Annotated in this window: 13 protein-coding genes; 8 read left to right on the forward strand and 5 right to left on the reverse strand. The window is 68.8% G+C overall.

The features are described from left to right. Positions 1–5: 5 nt before the first annotated feature. Together OHA11_RS25945 and OHA11_RS25950 are read right to left on the reverse strand one after the other, a co-directional pair. Positions 6–2,285: an MMPL family transporter gene (locus tag OHA11_RS25945; protein WP_266500215.1), complete on the reverse strand. Its 2,280-nt coding sequence runs from the start codon at positions 2,283–2,285 to the stop codon at positions 6–8. A 376-nt stretch (positions 2,286–2,661) separates the two neighbouring features. Beyond that, positions 2,662–3,399: an SDR family oxidoreductase gene (locus OHA11_RS25950; protein ID WP_266500217.1), complete on the reverse strand. Its 738-nt coding sequence runs from the start codon at positions 3,397–3,399 to the stop codon at positions 2,662–2,664. 146 nt (positions 3,400–3,545) lie between these two features. On the opposite strand from OHA11_RS25950, the gene OHA11_RS25955 reads away from it, so the two are divergent. After that, complete coding sequence (locus tag OHA11_RS25955; protein WP_266500219.1) at positions 3,546–4,118, forward strand: TetR/AcrR family transcriptional regulator; 573 nt, start codon at positions 3,546–3,548, stop codon at positions 4,116–4,118. Positions 4,119–4,229: 111 nt separating this feature from the next. After that, on the forward strand, positions 4,230–4,643 hold the full coding sequence (locus OHA11_RS25960) for a Tn3 family transposase (protein WP_266500221.1): 414 nt from the start codon (positions 4,230–4,232) through the stop codon (positions 4,641–4,643). A 696-nt stretch (positions 4,644–5,339) separates the two neighbouring features. Here the strand turns inward: OHA11_RS25960 and OHA11_RS25965 are convergent. After that, a complete protein-coding gene (locus OHA11_RS25965; RefSeq protein WP_266500224.1) occupies positions 5,340–6,530 on the reverse strand; it encodes a pyridoxal phosphate-dependent aminotransferase family protein in 1,191 nt (396 codons plus the stop codon). 106 nt (positions 6,531–6,636) lie between these two features. On the opposite strand from OHA11_RS25965, the gene OHA11_RS25970 reads away from it, so the two are divergent. Together OHA11_RS25970 and OHA11_RS25975 are read left to right on the forward strand one after the other, a co-directional pair. Then, on the forward strand, positions 6,637–6,930 hold the full coding sequence (locus OHA11_RS25970) for an acyl carrier protein (protein ID WP_266500227.1): 294 nt from the start codon (positions 6,637–6,639) through the stop codon (positions 6,928–6,930). A gap of 29 nt (positions 6,931–6,959) precedes the next feature. Then, on the forward strand, positions 6,960–8,150 hold the full coding sequence (locus OHA11_RS25975) for a beta-ketoacyl synthase (protein WP_266500228.1): 1,191 nt from the start codon (positions 6,960–6,962) through the stop codon (positions 8,148–8,150). Here OHA11_RS25975 and OHA11_RS25980 read toward each other — a convergent pair. Both OHA11_RS25980 and OHA11_RS25985 read right to left on the reverse strand, forming a co-directional pair. Beyond that, positions 8,079–8,957 (reverse strand): SDR family oxidoreductase, encoded by an 879-nt coding sequence (locus OHA11_RS25980; protein WP_266500229.1) that lies wholly within the window; start codon positions 8,955–8,957, stop codon positions 8,079–8,081. The genes OHA11_RS25975 and OHA11_RS25980 overlap by 72 nt on opposite strands. Before the next feature lie 364 nt (positions 8,958–9,321). Beyond that, entirely contained in the window at positions 9,322–10,767 is a 1,446-nt protein-coding gene (locus OHA11_RS25985) for a wax ester/triacylglycerol synthase domain-containing protein (protein WP_266500230.1), read from the reverse strand. A gap of 506 nt (positions 10,768–11,273) precedes the next feature. Here OHA11_RS25985 and OHA11_RS25990 point away from each other — a divergent pair. The 4 genes from OHA11_RS25990 to OHA11_RS26005 all read left to right on the forward strand — a co-directional run bounded on the left by OHA11_RS25990 (position 11,274) and on the right by OHA11_RS26005 (position 16,399). After that, entirely contained in the window at positions 11,274–12,698 is a 1,425-nt protein-coding gene (locus tag OHA11_RS25990; RefSeq protein ID WP_266500231.1) for a cytochrome P450, read from the forward strand. Positions 12,699–12,861: 163 nt separating this feature from the next. Beyond that, the gene (locus tag OHA11_RS25995) at positions 12,862–13,737 is read left to right on the forward strand and encodes an SDR family oxidoreductase (protein ID WP_266500234.1); all 876 of its coding nucleotides are present in this window, start codon (positions 12,862–12,864) and stop codon (positions 13,735–13,737) included. A gap of 64 nt (positions 13,738–13,801) precedes the next feature. After that, a complete protein-coding gene (locus tag OHA11_RS26000; RefSeq protein ID WP_266500236.1) occupies positions 13,802–14,827 on the forward strand; it encodes a 3-oxoacyl-ACP synthase III family protein in 1,026 nt (341 codons plus the stop codon). A gap of 273 nt (positions 14,828–15,100) precedes the next feature. Beyond that, entirely contained in the window at positions 15,101–16,399 is a 1,299-nt protein-coding gene (locus tag OHA11_RS26005) for a wax ester/triacylglycerol synthase domain-containing protein (RefSeq protein WP_266500237.1), read from the forward strand. Positions 16,400–16,474: the final 75 nt, after the last annotated feature.

The following is a 16,474-nucleotide window of genomic DNA, read 5'->3' on the forward strand; positions in this document are numbered from 1 at the left end:
CCGGCTCAGTGCCGTTGCCGGCCGACGGGGAGCCGCGGTATCACTGCGTCCGGCTCGGTCGCGGAGGCCGGGGCATGCCTGCTCAGTTTCTCGCCCTCGATATCCACATTCGGCAGCACACGGTTCAGGATACGAGGCAGCCACCAGGCCCGGTGGCCGAGGAGTGCCAGGACCGCGGGTGCGATCGCCATCCGGACCACGAAGGCGTCGAAGGCGACGGCGGAGGCCAGGCCGACGCCCATCGTCTGGATGGTCGGGCTGTTCATCCCGATGAATCCGGCGAACACGCTGATCATGATGATCGCCGCCGCGGCCACCACACGTCCGCTGTGCCGGAAGCCGTTCACGATCGCCTCGCCGGGGGAGGCGCCATGGACGTAGGCCTCCCGCATCCGGGTGAGGAGGAAGACCTCGTAATCCATGGCGAGGCCGAACACTATGCCGATGATCAGAATCGGCATCAGCGACATGACCGGTCCGGTCTGCTCGATGCCGACCAGGTCTGCCGCCCAGCCCCACTGGAAGACGGCGACGAGGACGCCGAAGGCGGCACCCACCGACAGCAGGAAACCGAGCGCGGCCTTGACCGGGACCAGGACCGAGCGGAAGACCACCATCAGCAGGAGCACCGCCAGGCCGATGACCACGGTCAGATAGGGGACGAGGGCGTCGGACATGGCTTCGGAGATGTCGATGTTCAGCGCGGTGGCGCCGGTCACCAGGACGGTGGCGCCCGTGTCGGCCTCGACTCCGGAGACCGCGCCCCGGATCGCGTACACCAGGTCCTTGGTCTCGCCGCTGTTCGGCGCGGTCCGCGGTACGGCGGTGAGGACGGCCGTGTCCTTGGCCCGGCTGAGCACCGGATCACCGACCGACGCGACCCCGTCCACTCCCCGTACGGTCTTGACGACCAGGTCCGTGGTGGCCCGAGGGTCCGCAGACCCCGAGGACGCCGACGTGTCCACGACCACGGTCAACGGGCCGTTGAACCCGGGGCCGAAGCCTTCCGACAGCAGGTCGTAGGCGCGGCGCTCGGTGGTCTCCACCGACTTGGACTCGTCTCCGGGCAGCCCGAGTTCGAGGCTCAGCGCCGGCAGGGCGACGGCGCCGAGACCGAGTCCGGCGATCATCAGCACGGGCACCGGCCGGCGCAGCACGAACCGCGCCCAGCGGGTGCCGAGCCCGGGCCTGCCGGCCGCGGTGGGCACCGGGTGCGGGCGCTCGCTTTCCGGCCGACGAGACAACCGGTGATGCAAGGGTGCCTTGCGGACGGCGCAGGACAGTATCCGCCGGCCGAAGTAGCCGAACAGCGCGGGGACCAGGGTCAGTGCGACGAGTACGGCAAGGGCCACGGCGCCCGCGCCGCCCATGCCCATCTTGGTGAGTTCGGGGATTCCGACGACCCCCAGCCCGACCAGGGCGATGATGACGGTCGCGCCGGCGAAGACGACTGCGGATCCGGCCGTGCCCACCGCCCGGCCGGCCGCCTCCTCCGGCTCGCTGCCCTGGGCGAGCTCGTCGCGGAAGCGGGAGGTGATGAAGAGTGCATAGTCGATGCCGACCGCCAGCCCCAGCATCAGCGCCAGGATGGCGACGGTGGACGTCAGGCCCAGCGGAACGGCCAGCGCGGAGACCAGGCCGAAGGCGATGGCCACGCCCACGAAGGCGGTCAGCAGCGACAGTCCGGCCGCGACCAGCGACCCGAGGGCGAGGACCAGCACCAGGGCCGCCACCGCCACGCCGATCAGCTCCGTCGTACCGCCCGGTTCCTCTTCCGTTTCCAGGGCCGAGCCGCCGATCTCCACGGTCAGCCCCGCGTCCCGGGCCTGGCTCGCGGCGTCCTCGAGGGCGCTCTTCGTCGGCCCGGTCAGGTCGACGGCGTCCGCGGTGTAGGTGATCGTGGAGTAGGCGATGGTGCCGTCCTCGCTGACAGCGCCGGTCTCATAGGGGTCGGTGGTCGACTCGACCTGATCGCCTCCGTCCAGCGAGCCGAGCGTGTCCTCGACGGCCGCCTTCTTCTCCCCGGCCGTCACCCGCTGCCCGTCCGGGGCCCGGAACACCAAACGGGCCTCGGCACCCTGGGAGTTGCTCTCGGGGAAGCGCTCGTCCAGCAGGTCGAACGCCTTCTGCGACTCGGTGCCGGGCATGGACAGGTCCTCTTCCTCCGCGGCCGGCGCCACGGCGGCGCCGACCACGGCCAGTAGCAGGACACTCAGCCACAGACGAAGCACGCGCCGGCGCCGCCGGAAGGCCCACCGTCCGATCCGGTAGAGAAATGTCGCCACCTGTTGATCACTCCAGACACCGCTAGGCAAGGGGAATGCGCGGGATTCACGCGCCTCCCACACTTCCCTCCGGCGCCCTGCCGGGGCATCGTCCCCCGACGCCGTCTTCCCCTGGTGCACCCGGACCAGCCACGCACGTGTCCTGGTGCCTACGCACCAGAGGCCAGGCCGGCTTGGGCCGGGGCGCGGCTTGCCCTGGAGTTCTTCAGTGACCTGGGTTGCAGCCGGAGGTGTCACTTGCCCCTGTGGCCGGTGCAGCCGGTCTTCGCCTCGGCCGTGCACCGCCCAGTTCGCCGGCGGCTGCCCCTCGCCTTCAGCCAGTAGCGGTGTCTTGCTGGGCAGCGGCCCGCCAGGCCCGCGCCAACTGTGCTGGGCGTCAGGCTTGCACGGTGGGCCGGACGACGATTTCGCTGATGTCGATGCCGACAGGCTGCTCGATCGCGTAACCGATCGCGGATGCGATGGCGGAGGGCGGGATGGCGATCTCGTCGCGCTGTCGGGCGGCGGCCGCCGCTGCTTCGGGACTCGCTCCCTTGCCCACGCCCTCGGTGTTGGTGAACCCGGGTGAGACGAGGGTGACGCGCAGGTGGGGTCCCGACTCCTGCCGCAGGCCCTCGGTCAGTACCTTGACCGCCGTCTTCGTGGCTGCGTAGACACCCTGAGGGGACTTCACGACGTAGGCCGCGGTGGAGGCGACGTTGACGAACTGGCCGGAGCGCTGGCGCCGGAAGACGGGAAGTGCCGCCCCGATACCGTTCAGCAGGCCGGTGATATGCGTTGCGACCATGGCGTCCCAGTCGTCCTGACGCAACTCGTCGAACGGTGACACCGCCATCGTGCCGGCGTTGGAGACCAGGACATCGAGCCGGCCGAACCGGTCGACCGCCGTGTCCGCCAGGCGCTTGAGGTCCTCACGGCGCGTCACGTCTATGACGGCCCCGACGGCCGAGCCGCCCTGCGCCGAGATCTGGTCCACCACCGCGTTCAGCCGGTCCTCCCGCCGGGCCCCGAGCACGAGCCGGGCCCCCTTCTCGGCGAGGTAGGTCGCCGTCGCCGCTCCGATGCCGCTGCTGGCACCTGTGATCGCTATGACCTTGTCCTCGATACCTGGCATGATCAACGTCCTTCCAAGGGGTATGTGTGCAGGTCAGCCCAATGGCATACAGTGGAATTGGGGGAGCCCCCACTTACGTCACACTAAGTGGGCGCGTCTCCGTTTAGCAAGTTGCAGGGGACTGGAGAGGGGAATGGCGACCGCTGATGGCCGGCAGTGCACAACGCCCGTTGCGAGCTGACGCACGGCGTAACAGAGACAAGATCCTCGCGGCCGCGGTGCGCGTGTTCGCCGAGGAGGGGCTGGACGCGCACCTGGAGCGCATCGCCAAAGAGGCGGGCGTGGGCAGCGCAACCCTGTACCGCAGCTTCCCCACCCGGGAGGCTCTGATCGAGGAGGTCTACCGCAACGAGGTGGCCCAACTGTGCGACGCGGTCCCCGGTCTGCTCGCGGCGAAGCCGCCCTACGAAGCCCTGCGCGCCTGGACACGCCTCTTCCTGGACTACGTCACCGCCAAATTCGGCATGGCCGACGCCTTGCGTGCCATCGCCGCGGCGGGAAGCAACCCCTACGGCCACAGTCGGGACATGATCCAGGCCGCCATCACCGCCCTGATGGACGCATGTGTGGCCGCCGGAACGATTCGCACCGACATCAGCCCCAACGACATGGGTGCCGCACTCGAAGGCATCGCCCTCACCTCGGCGAGCCCCGAACAACGACAGCAGGCCGAACGCCTGCTCGACCTCACCCTGGACGGCCTGAAGGCCGGTTCGTGAGGGCGGTTCTGCGTGGGCCAGGAGTCGACGAGGTCAACCGGCGGGTCGGCTGACAGTCGGCAAGCCCGTTACCTCGCGGGAGCTGCTTCGGCGTCGTCACGAACGCAGGCCATGTCCGTCCCCGGCCGAGCCCGTCGGAACGTCTTTCTGCTGCTGCCCGTAGGACGGACGCTCTGTCCTACGGCCCGTCGGCCAGCTCGCGGAGAGCGACGTCATCGTCGACAGTGTCCGGGCAGTTCCTGGATCGCGGTCTTCCGCGAGGTCGGCCGCGTGATCGGCACCGTTCAGCTGCTGCGCCACCTCGCGGACGCCCCACTGTGTCGGCGGGTGGCGGCGGTTACCAACAAGGTCGAGGCGTTCAACGGCTTCTCCCAGCGGATCGGCTTCGGCAACGGCGGCGTCATCACCGACAACGACCCCGTCGAGCAGGGGAAGACCGAGAAATTCAACTCCTTGTTGACCAGCGGGGTCATCTTCCACAACGCCCTGGACATCGCCGAGATCGTGCGCCGGCTCCAGGAGTAGGGCCGGATCGTCAATCCGGAGGACCTGGCCCACATCTCGCTGTACCTGACCGAGCGAATCCGCCGCTTCGACGAGGAAGGCTGGAGTTCTCGCAAGTGGTCGAGCTGCATTGGGTTGATCAGGGGCCCACCGGCAAAAGATGCCACTGGCGAGCTGGACTACGGGAACACCGACTCATGACAGGCGGCTTCGGACGAATCTCTGTCACCGCTTCCGATCTGTCGATTCGGTTGCCTGACTGAGGAATTCGGTTCTTGACGGTGCTTGTCCGGATCCAACAGATCTTGTTCTGTGCTTGTCCGCTACCGGGGATGTGGTCCGGGGTGGCCAAGGGGCGGCCGGACGCCTGTGGACGGTGCAGCACGAGGTACCGGCGCTCAGCACGGTGCTTGTGGTCTGATCGGGCACAACAGCATCGCGCAGCATCAGCCGTCATCAGGCGACACGATCACTCGTGGCCTCGTCATGCGTAGGTCTCGGGTTCGAATCCCGAAGGCGGCTCCGTGGAAGCCTCAGGACTCACTCGCCGTGACCTGGGGCTTTTGCTTTTTGCGGATGCGGCGGCGGATGCGGCGGCGAGCACGGGCTGCGCGGCTGTCCGATCGGGACGGCGGCGCCCATGGGCATCTTCAGGGCGCGACAAGCCCTCGGCCAGCACGTAGGAGAAGGGCTTCCAGCAGTCCGAGGTCGCCTCGGTCACCACCGATCGTTCCTCGGCAGGATGCCTTCCGCCAGTCCTGCCTTCTCGAACGCGGCCAGCAGCCGTGCCAGTTGTTCGTCGGTGTGCGCGGCTGTCAGGGTGACCCGGAGGACTTCGCGGCCGGCGCGGACGCCCGGGTAGGTCATTGGTGCGGTGAACACGCCGGCCTGGCACAGCGTGTGCCACATGCGAAGGCACCGCTCACGTCCCCTGATGAGGACGGGCACCACGGGGGTGGTGGAGGCGCCGGTGTCGTAGCCGAGGGCGCGCAGGCCGTTGTGGAGCTTTTCGGCGAGGTCCAGTACTCGTCGACGGCGCTCGGGTTCGGTCTGGAGGATGTCGAGCGCGGCCAGTGCGGCGGCGACGTTCGCGGGTGAGGCGGCCGCGGTGAACAGTGAGGTGCGGGCGTGGAAGCGCAGGTAGCGGATCACCTCCCGGGGGCCGGCGATGACCCCGCCCACGGACGCCAGACTCTTGGACAGAGCACTGGTGATGAGCAGGGGCTGCAGACCGTAGTGTTCGGCGGCGCCCGCGCCGGTCGGTCCGAGCACTCCAAGGTCGTGGGAGCTGTCGACGACGACATGCGCGCGGTGCGCGTCGGCCAGCCGCATCAGGGCGGGCAGTGCGCAGATATCGCCGTCGACGGAGAAAATCCCATCGGTGAGGATGGTCTTCCCGGCTCCCTCGGCCGCCGAGGACAGAAGTTCCTCCAGGTGTTTCATGTTGCTGTGCAGGAACTTTCGTTCCTCGGCGTCACCCAGACGAATTGCTTCGTCCAGTGAAGCGTGATTGGAAAGGTCGCTGAAGACGTAGTCACCTTTGTCCAGCAGCGGCGAAAGCATCAGATTCGCCTGGTAACCGGACGGGAGCACTGCCGCCGCTTCCTGCCCGAGGAACCGGGCGAGCCGCTCTTCGAGTTCTTCGTGCAGGCCGAGTGATCCGCTGACCGCGCGGGATCCGCCCAGTGAGGTGCCGAAGCGTCGCACGGCCGCCACGGCGGCCTCCCGTACCCTGGAGTCGGCGGCGAGGCCCAGGTAGTCGTGGGACGCGGCCATGATCACCCGTCGGCCCTCGAAGGCCACTTCCGTGCCGTCGAACGTGTCGCTGATGGCCCGGTAGTAACAGGCTCGTCCCGTCTCCTGCAGATGGGACGCTGTCCAGGACCGGCACTTTTCCCACACGTCCATGCGTACGATCTCCAGTTCGGGTAATGCGGCCCTGCCCCCCGACTGTCCGGCAGGTTCCCGTATTCGCTCCACGATGCCATCCCGGGCTGCCGGCACACCAATTCACATGAGGAGTCCCCTTTCGGTCGGCGGTGGTATTTTGAGGATCCTTTCCAAAGTTTTTGTCACGCCGGAGAAAAGCATGTCGTTCGATGAACTGAAAGATATTATGATCGCCATGGGGATTCCCGATTCGGATATCCGTCTGGATGCGAGCCGGGAGGAAGCGGGGCTCGACTCCATCGCCGTGGTGGAACTGGCCCTGCTCCTGCGCAGTGAGCGGGGCCTGCAGGTGACCGAGGACGAGCTCGCGGCCGCCGGCACGATCGGGGACGTCGCTGCCCTCGTCGCCGTACGGTGACCTTCCGCCCGACCGGCCAGGACGTCTGCGTGACGGGTCTTGGCATGGTGACACCGGCAGGCGACGGTTGGCGGACGGGATGGGAACGTGTCTGCGAGGGGCGGGCGACCGCAGCCCTGGGACAGGGGATGCCGGTCGCCTATCTGGCCTGTGCCGCGGGCGACATCGACCCCGCACGACTGGGCAGGGCCCTCTCCCGGAAACCGGACCGCTGCACCCAGTTGGCATTGCTCGCCGCCCGGGAAGCGGTGAACGAGGCCGGGCTGGATCCCGGGCGCTGGGACGGCACGCGCGTCGCGGTCGTCATGGGATCGGGCAGTGGCGGATCGGGCACGCTGGAGGCGCAGCACCGTACGCTGCTGCAGAAGGGGGTGCAGGACATGTCGCCGTACGCGGTGCCGTCCTCCCTGAGTAACAGCGTGTCGGCCCAGCTGGCCATCGAATTCGCGGTCAGGGGCCCCAGTCACACGGTCAGCAGCGCATGCGCCTCGGGGACGACCGCCATCGGTACGGCACTGGACCTGCTGGCACTCGGCCACTGCGACATCGCTCTGGCCGGTGGCGCGGAAGCCGCGCTCACTGCCTTCAACATCGCCGCCTACGACCGGATCGGTGCGCTCTCGCACCGGTTCGAGGATCCTGCCGGAGCGCTGCGCCCCTTCGACGTCGAGCGGGACGGCTTTGTCGTCGGCGAGGGCGCCGGGGTTCTGGTACTGGAGCGCACCGTCGACGCCCGGGCCCGCGGGGCGCGGCTGCTTGCACGCATCAGGGGCTTTGGCGCTTCGTCGGACGCACATCACGTGGTGAGGCCCAGCCCCGACGGCGCCGGGCTCACGGCGGCCATCCGCCGGGCGCTCGCCCGGGCGGGTGCTGTGCCGGAAGACGTCTCGCACGTCAACGCGCACGGAACCGGCACACCGATGGGCGACCGGGTGGAGGCAGCGGTGCTGGCCTCGCTGTTCCCGCATCGGCCCCCGGTGACCTCCACCAAGGGCGTGACCGGGCATCTGCTGGGTGCGGCCGGCGCGGTGGAGGCAGCGCTGACGGTTCTGTCGGTCGGACAAGGCATCGTCCCGCCGACCGCCAACCTGGAGGAACTCGACCCGGCCGTGCTCCTCGACATCCCCACCAAGTGCCGCGAGCAGCCGCTACCGCTGGCGCTGTCGGTCTCCACCGGGTTCGGGGGACAGAACGCCGTACTCGTCGTCGCCCCCGCCTGAACGCGGTGCACGGGCGTACGGTCCGGTTTCCGGGAACGGGAGGGCGGTGAAGTCGTCGGCCAGGGCGGGCAGGGCAACCAGCGGTCGCGGCAGATGCCGGACGAGTCCAGCCAGCAGTTTGTAGCGCAGGCTGGGCACGTAGGCGATGGGTGGGCGGCGCCGGTGGATGGCTCTCACCGCCCGCTGCGCGACGTAGGAGGACGGAAGGGTCAGCAGGCGGGGTGAGGGCGCGATGCCGGCGACTTCGTGGAATCGGGAGACCGTGTGGCCCAGCACCAGCGCGGTCAGGGCTACCGGTGATCTGCGCAGCCGCCGGGAGTGGGCCAGGGACTCGGTCAGGGCCAGGCTGAAGGCCTTCGACGCACCGTAGGTGGTGCCCTGCCAGACAGGGCCGGCGGCCGCCACGGAGGAAACGTTCAGGATCCGCCCCTTGCCGCGCTGAAGCATCGAGGGCAGTGCGGCGTGCAGGAGTCTGGCGGGCGCGACGACATTGAGCGCCAGCATGTGCTGCTCCTGCGCCCACGTGGTGCGTTCGAAGGACCTGCTGAGACCGGCACCGGCGTTGTTGACCAGGATGTCTGCCCCGTGCGCCGCTTCCGCCACCCGTTCGAGATCGGCTTCGACGGTCAGGTCGGCGGGCAGGGCATGAGCCTTGACGCCGTGCTCTGCTTCGAGGCGGGCTGCGAGCCGGCCGAGGGCCTCACCGCTGCGCGCGATGAGAACGAGGTCGTGGCCGCGAGCCGCGAGCGCGCGGGCGATGTCCGCGCCGATCCCGTAACTTGCGCCGGTGACGAGCGCTGTTGCCATGGTCAACTCCTTCGTGCCGCAGCCTGCGGCAGGGCTGCCTGGGTGTGGTGGGCGGTCACGGCCGTCGATGGTGTGAGACCGGTCCGGTTCGGTCGGAAGCGGCGTCACTTCGAGGGCGTCGTCGCTCGTCGATACCCCGGGACCGTCGTACCAACTGCGCCCAAGGGATTCGCTCCGGGACGGCGGGTCCTGTCGACCCGCCGGTCTCGCGGCGAGCGCAGGGCGAGGGACGGGACGGCACCGCAGGGTCAACCGCCTGGCCGGGGTAATAGTCACGTCCTGCCCCGTGGCTTCTGGCCGCCTCGGGCATGGCGTTGCCGGGAGCGCGACATCGCCGTGGCTCATGTCTGCTCAAGCACGGGCCTCACTCGCGATGGTCAGCGGCGGCTGCCGTGTGTCGGTCCGGATCCTCCAGCGGGTCAGACGCTGCCTGCCGATCGCAGGAAGGCGACCTGGGGAGGTTGGTTTCCTCACCCGGCACCATGGGGACGGGCGGCTCCGTTTCGCGCGGTTCTCTGAAAGGGGCGGCCGGGTTCTGACCGCCGGTCATGGCCAGCGCGTGCATCTCGGCCACGAAGGCTGCCGCGAGGGGGCGAGCGTAGGCGCGGTGGGCGTCATCCGCGGCCAGGCACAGGTAGAAGCTGTCTGCGTGCTGGCTGAGCAATGCCATGATTCCCGTGCGTGCGGCAAGGTTCGGCATGGCGATGACGGACTCGGCGGTGCGTCCGTACAGCACCAGAGCATCGGTGCCCCACCGGGGAAAGGTACAGGTGAAGGTGGCCGGGGAACGGCCCCCGAACAGGCGGCGGACGAAGACTCGCGCTCCGGCGGCCCCCAGGCCGACGACGTGGTCAGCGAGCCATGCCATACCCTCCGCTCTGCGCAGCCGCTTGTTCTCCCGCATCTGGTGCCCTACTTCGCGCAGCCGGGCCAGTGGGTCGGCCGTCTCCAGCGGCATGCGCACACGCACGGCCGATACGTAATTGCCCAGCGCGTACGGCGCCTGGGGACCACGCAGGTCCACTGGCACCGCGGCGTATGCGCGGTCGAGCCGCGGGCTTTGGCCCAGGAGGTCCGGACAGGCGCGCACTGCCGCCGTGAAAGCAGCCAGAAACACATTGTTGGGCGAAGTACGGCCTTCCGGCAGCGCGTTCCGGGCCGCTTCCATGACGTCGGCGCTGATGCCGTGCCACCCAATGGTCCGGCCTTCGTCCACCGGCTCGTTGCACGGGTAGCGTCCCGCAGGGGGCAGCATGCCCGCGACCGCATGAACCACGGTCCGCACGCCGGCGGAGACCATCGGTTCGGCTTCGAGTCCCTCAGGGGAGGGCGGCGCGGTGCCGGGCTGGTCGTCACCCAGCAGACGCAGCACCGTGAACAGCGAGGCACCGTCCAGCAGAGCGTGATGGGCGCGCAGCACGAGAGCGAAGTGCCCTGGTGCGGCGTCCTGCACAACGCGCAGCTCCCACAGGGGGCCACCCACGGCTTCCGGCATGCTGCGGCGGACAAGGTCGGCCACCGCGTCCTCCAGGCGCTGACCAGGGCGGAGGCGATCGTGCGTCACATGACGGGAGACGTCCAGCTTCTCCGCCACACGCCAGGAATAGGGGCGTCGCAGCCTTCCTGCGCCATCGGTGTCCGGACGAAGACGAAGCCGCCCCACCGGTGCGAGGCGGTGACATACCCGCTGGTGCATCTGCTCAGGTGTCGGCGCCGGGCCGGGAAAGACGGTCACCGCCGCGGCGGTGACCGGAAGGCGGCAGCTCTCCTGGAGCAACGCCATGATCGCATCGGGCCCGCGCATCTTCATACAACCGGCATCCTTCGTCAAAGCCACAGGCCTCATCGGCCTGCGGATCGGCCCTCGGACAGGCAGGCCTCGGCAGGCCGATGAGGGCCCGCTGAACAACGACTCGCAGCCAATCCCGCATCCGGCGTCGCATCATCAAGGCTCACCAACGGCAGGGTGGGGGCGAACGAGGGCGCCCTCGCGATGACAGGGCCGTGCACGAGGGCGGCACAACGCCAACAGTCCGCCCGGGGGAAAGGTCACGTCCCGCTCACCGGCTCCGTCCGCATCGCCGCCCGGCCACGTCCAGTGCCCCGGACCCTCTACTTCCTGCGTGTGAAGGAAACCGAACAGGCGTGACACGCACGACACCGTCACGTTGATCAAGCGCGCACGACCTCCACAATGCCGTGCCGAGTTCCCCGACCCCCCGCCTGGGCTCGTACCAGGACAACACCGGCGTACGGACAGCAGTCGACCGAGTACACGAGCCCGTCACGGCTGTGTCCGAGCCGAAGGACCCGTCTATGCGAAGCGATACCGGCCGCGAGGCCACGCACCTCGCCATCACGCAGGAAACGACGACGGCCGCGACACCCTCGTACACCAAGACGGTCCGCCCGGGTGCGCTGCCTCTGCTCGGACACGCCCCGCAGTTCGCCCGCAAGCCGCTCGACTTCCTGGCGTCCCTCTCCGCCCACGGCGATCTCGTACGCATCAAATTGGGCTCGCACACGGCGTACGCGGTGTGCCATCCCGCTCTGGTCCACCAGCTCCTGGTCGCGGACCGCACCTTCGACAAGGGCGGCCCGATCTATGACAAGCTCCGCGACATCGGCGGGAACGGCCTGGGCACCTGCCCTGCCGCAGCCCACCGCCGGCAGCGCCGGAGGATCCAGCCCGTCTTCCACCGTGACCGGATGCCGGGCTATGCCCTCCTCATGAGCGAGGAGATCGCCGCGCTCACCTCGCCATGGCGTCACGGACAGTCGATCGACGTGCCCGCCGCGATGCACCAGCTCACCACCGCTGTCACGGTCCGGTGTCTGTTCGACGCCGGCACCGACAGCTCCCGCCTTCCGGCCATGCAGGCACACATCGACGCCCTGATCACCGGCGTCACCCGGCGCCTGGTGTGGCCTGTCCCTGTGCTGCACCGCCTTCCCACTCCGGCCAACCGCCGCTACGAACGAGCCCGACGAGAACTGCGCGAGATCACCGACACGTTGATCCGCGACCACCGCTCGTCAGCGGGGGACCGCGACAACCTGATGTCCGTGCTGACCGCCCAGGACGCCAACGGGGCGTTCCTGAGCGACACCGAAGTCCACGACCAGGTCATCTCCTTCCTCCTCGCGGGGGTGGAGAGCACCGCCAACGTACTGTCGTGGGCCTGGCATCTGATCGGCTCTCACCCCGACATTCAGAAGCGGTTGCACGCCGAGGCCGACACCGTCCTCGTCGGCCGAGCTGCCCGGCTGACCGATCTCGACTCGCTCGGGCTGACCGGCCGGGTCGTCACCGAAACCCTGCGTCTGTATCCGCCGGACTCGCTGATGACCCGCACCACCGCCACCGACACCGTGCTCGGGGGACACCACTTGCGGGCCGGGACGACGGTCATCTACAGCCCCTATCAGCTCCAGCGGCGTGCGGACCTGTATCCCGAGCCCGACCGTTTCGACCCGGATCGCTGGCGAGACATCGGCAAGCCCCCGCCCGGCACGTTCGTGCCGTTCGGAGGGGGCCCGCGCAAATGCATCGCCGACACCTTCGCCCACATCCAGGCGACGTTGACCCTCGCCACCATCGCAGCGCACTGGCAACTCGGCCCGACCCCCGGCCGGCAGGTCCGTCCCGCCTGCCAGGCAGTCCTCGCACCCCACCGGCTCTCCATGCGCCTGCACCAACGCCGGACCTCCCCTGACAGGGACACCGGCGGCCGCCGCTGAGAGCCGGCACGCGCCGCACAGCCACTCGAAAGGGCACCATGACGCATCCCACGATCACAGCAGGCGACGCGCCCCCCAGCACCTACGGGAGCCCCCCGAGCGGCTCCGTCGCCACCTGGTACGCCACCTGGTACGGCGCCTGATGGGCGGTAACACCGTCTCCGTGATCACCGGAGCTTCCCGGGGCATCGGCCGGGCCGTGGCGCTGCGGCTCAGCCAGGCCGGGCGGACCATCGTCGTCAACTACCGCCGAGACACCGCCGCCGCCGAAGACACGGTGGGTGAGATCACCGACCTCGGAGGGCACGCCGTCGCTGTGCGGGCCGATGTCAGCACCGAGGCGGGTATCCAACGGCTCTTCGCGGCCGCCGAGTCCTACGGCCGCCTGGACCATTTCGTCTCCAACGCCGCGGGCACCTCCTTCCGCCCGGCGGCGGAGGTGGCCCCACACCACCTGCGGCTCAGCCACGAGATGAACACGCACGCCTTTGTGCGGGCCTCCCAGGAGGCCGCGCGTCTGATGACCGGCGGTGGGGCGATCGTCGTCCTGACCTCAGTGGGCAGCACCCAGGCCCTGCCCCACTACGCCCTGATGGGGGCGGAGAAAGCGTCACTGGAGGCATGGGCCCGGTATCTGGCCTGCGAACTGGCGCCCCGGCAGGTAACGGTCAACGCCGTGCGCGGCGGACTGGTCGGCACCGACTCACTGGACAAGTACGCAGCCGCAGCCGGCCTCGACCAGACCGACCTGGTGCGCTGCATCCCCCTGGGAAGACTGGGCACGGCCGACGAGATCGCCCAGCTGGTGGCCTTTCTCCTGTCACCCGCAGCCACGTACATCACCGGGCAGGTGCTGGTCGCCGACGGAGGCCTCAGCGTGGCTTCGCCCTTCCCCGGGCGCCCGGCAGCGCCGTTGGACGACGCCGTTTCACGCGCCCGTGACGTCGGCGCCGGGCGGCGGACCGCGGAACACCCGGTACCGAAGAACAGGGAGCCGGCACCTTCGCTGCCCCTGCCCTCAGGGTGCTCGACCCGGTGATCAACGACAGCGCCCCGCGGCCGGACCACACCGCACGCATGCCGACACATTGAAGGAGCAGACCATGATCCCGCCCCTCCCCACCAGTGTGGGCATCCGCAGCATCGGCGGTTACCTGCCGAAGGAGATTCTTGACAACGCGGAGCTGGAAGGGCTGCTCGACACCACCGCCGCGTGGATCGACGAACGCCTCGGCATCCATCAGCGCCACATCGCCGCACCGGACCAGCAGGCATCCGACCTGGGCCTGGCCGCTCTGCAGGAAGCGCTGGACATCGCGGGTGTTCCCCTGCGGAACGTGGATCTTCTGATCTGCGGCACGGTAACTCCCGATCACATGCTCCCGGCCACGGCCGCCGCCATCGCCCACAAAGCCGGTCTCAACGGCGTCCCCTGCTTCGACGTCAACAGCGGTGCCTGCGCGGGCGGCGTATTCGCCCTGGACGTCGGAGCCCGCTATGTCGCGTCAGGGCAGTACCGGTGTGTCGCCGTGGTCCTCACCGACGTCATGAGCAGGATCTGCGCCACCGACGACCGCACCACACGAGCGATCTTCGGAGACGGCGCGGCCTGCTATCTCCTGCAGCCCTGCGAGGCCGGACGGGGAATCGGTGTCACCCTCCTGAAAACCATGCCTGACTGGTACTACACCGCGCACGTGCGGCGCAGTCCCAGCCAGGACCCGCGTGCCAACCTCTTCAGCGGAGACAACGCTCTGGTCATGAACGGTGCGGAGGTGCGCGATTTCGCACTCGACACCATTCCGCACTTCATCCAGGAGGTTGCCGCCGCGGAGGGGATCGGTGTCGACGCAGCCGACCTCATCGTGCTCCACCAAGCCAACGCCCGTCTGATCCCGAAGATCCTCCGACGCGTCGGAGTCTCCGCCGACAAAACGGTGGTCACCGCCGGCTACATGGGCAACACCTCTGGAGCCAGCGTTCCTCTCGCGCTCTGCGAAGCCCTGAAGGAGGGACGGATCCAGCCGGGAAGCCTCATCCTCGCAGTGGCCTTCGGCTCAGGCCTCAGCATGGGCGGAACCGTCATCCGGTGGTGCGCAAAGGAAGACTTCCTGCCCCCGCCGACGTAACCGTCACAGAACCGCTCATCGACCTCGGCCCCATGCCTCGCCACCTGGTTCCCAGGGCTGTCCCAGCCGGGCGCTGCCAGGCCCTCGGGGTCGTGCCCTGAGTCTGCGGCGGCTGCTCCGCAGGCCACCCGGCAGAGCCGCAGGTCAGGGCCCGGCATGTCACCCGCTGGACGTGACCTCTCACTTTGGCGGCAGTTAGTCCAGCGCGAACGGGGAGACACACGCCAACGCGAGGTACGCGCGCCCTCGCCCTGCCTCTTTGGTGGCCACCGAATGATTCAACGCCCGAATGTGGTTGACAGCTGCTTTCTCCGATACGAGCAAGAGCACCCCTCGTTCCGCCCCTACAGCGGATTGATCATGCACGCGGTGGGTCCGGCTCCAGCCGTGCACCGGGTAAGGGAGCAGGTCGCCGACCGTGTCGGACGCATGCCGACCCTTGCTTGGCGGGTCAGCAAGCGAGGCCGCCGCACGGTGTGGGAGGCCGACCCCCACTTCCGCCCGCACGATCATGTGCATGAAGTCCGGCTTGCCGAAGGCACCACCCCTGAGGAAGCGGTCGACGATCTGCTCTGCCTTCCCATGCCCGAGCAGTCACCGCGCTGGGGAATCTGGCTCATTCACGGCTACTCGGACCGCGAGTACGTCCTGTTCTACCGCTCCCACCACGCCGGCCAGGACGGCCAGGCGATGATGGACACACTGACAACACTGTTCGGAACGCGCACATCCATCGCCCCACTCGCCGCCGCCGGCGCGCCGGCCGCCAGGCAGCCCTGGTGGCAGCGCATCCCGGCGCGTGCCATCGCCCAGAACCTGAAGGATCAGGTAGAGGCTTTGCGCCCCACGTTGTCCTGGTCGCCACAACGCCCTCTGACAGGCAAGGCCCGGGTCCAGTCGGCTGCCGTGCCCATGGCATGGCTGCGTGAGACCGGGCAGGCGATGGGAGCCACCTCCAACGACATCTGTCTGGCCGCTCTCTCACATGCCATGCGTCAGTGGCTTCCCGAGAACTGGATCGCATCCGGCCGGAACGGGCGCGACCTGCACGTCTGTCTACCCGTCAGCCTGCGTGAACCAGAAGAACGGTTCATGGTGGGCAACAGACTCTCCGCCTGCCGCATCCCGTTGTCGTTCTGGGAAGACTCCACCCCTGCCCGTGTGACCGCCATCTCCCGGGCAACGGCTCCGGCCAGGACCGAGGAAACGCGGCGGGTGCTCAGGGGCCAGCTGCGTCTTCCGGAATGGCTTGTCTACCGCTTCCTCCGGCAGAGCACGCAGGCCCGAAACGGCTTGGACACAACCGGTCTGGTGCGCCTTCCGGAACGGCTGGCGGTGGGAGCCGACCCCATTGAAACCGTGGTGGTCACACAATTCCTCCATGGGGAGCACGCCCTCGGTGTGGCGTTCCTTGCGTACGGCGACGAAGTCGTTGCCAGCGTCACCGCCGACTGCGCCCTGGATGAGGCCGGAGACCTCGCCACCCTGTGGGCGAGCGCCGTGGAACACATGTGGCACCAAGCCGCTGCCGATTCCCGCAAGTCCATGCAGGTGCCGACGACGTCGACTTGAACGTCCGTCCAGGGGCCGGCTCGTGGGCGGCATGACCTCTATCGGGTTCGTCATGCGTAGGTCCCGGGTTCGAAT

Origin of the sequence: Streptomyces sp. NBC_00878 (genome assembly GCF_026341515.1) — a bacterium.
Lineage (GTDB): Bacteria > Actinomycetota > Actinomycetes > Streptomycetales > Streptomycetaceae > Streptomyces.

Excerpts from the sequence above, each read along its gene's own strand:
- OHA11_RS25950 (WP_266500217.1), bottom strand. The coding sequence starts at position 3,399 with ATGCCAGGTATCGAGGACAAGGTCATAGCGATCACAGGTGCCAGCAGC.
- OHA11_RS25955 (WP_266500219.1), top strand. The coding sequence starts at position 3,546 with ATGGCCGGCAGTGCACAACGCCCGTTGCGAGCTGACGCACGGCGTAAC.
- OHA11_RS25960 (WP_266500221.1), top strand. The coding sequence starts at position 4,230 with ATGTCCGTCCCCGGCCGAGCCCGTCGGAACGTCTTTCTGCTGCTGCCC.
- OHA11_RS25965 (WP_266500224.1), bottom strand. The coding sequence starts at position 6,530 with ATGGACGTGTGGGAAAAGTGCCGGTCCTGGACAGCGTCCCATCTGCAG.
- OHA11_RS25970 (WP_266500227.1), top strand. The coding sequence starts at position 6,637 with ATGAGGAGTCCCCTTTCGGTCGGCGGTGGTATTTTGAGGATCCTTTCC.
- OHA11_RS25980 (WP_266500229.1), bottom strand. The coding sequence starts at position 8,957 with ATGGCAACAGCGCTCGTCACCGGCGCAAGTTACGGGATCGGCGCGGAC.
- OHA11_RS25985 (WP_266500230.1), bottom strand. The coding sequence starts at position 10,767 with ATGAAGATGCGCGGGCCCGATGCGATCATGGCGTTGCTCCAGGAGAGC.
- OHA11_RS25990 (WP_266500231.1), top strand. The coding sequence starts at position 11,274 with ATGCGAAGCGATACCGGCCGCGAGGCCACGCACCTCGCCATCACGCAG.
- OHA11_RS26000 (WP_266500236.1), top strand. The coding sequence starts at position 13,802 with ATGATCCCGCCCCTCCCCACCAGTGTGGGCATCCGCAGCATCGGCGGT.
- OHA11_RS26005 (WP_266500237.1), top strand. The coding sequence starts at position 15,101 with ATGATTCAACGCCCGAATGTGGTTGACAGCTGCTTTCTCCGATACGAG.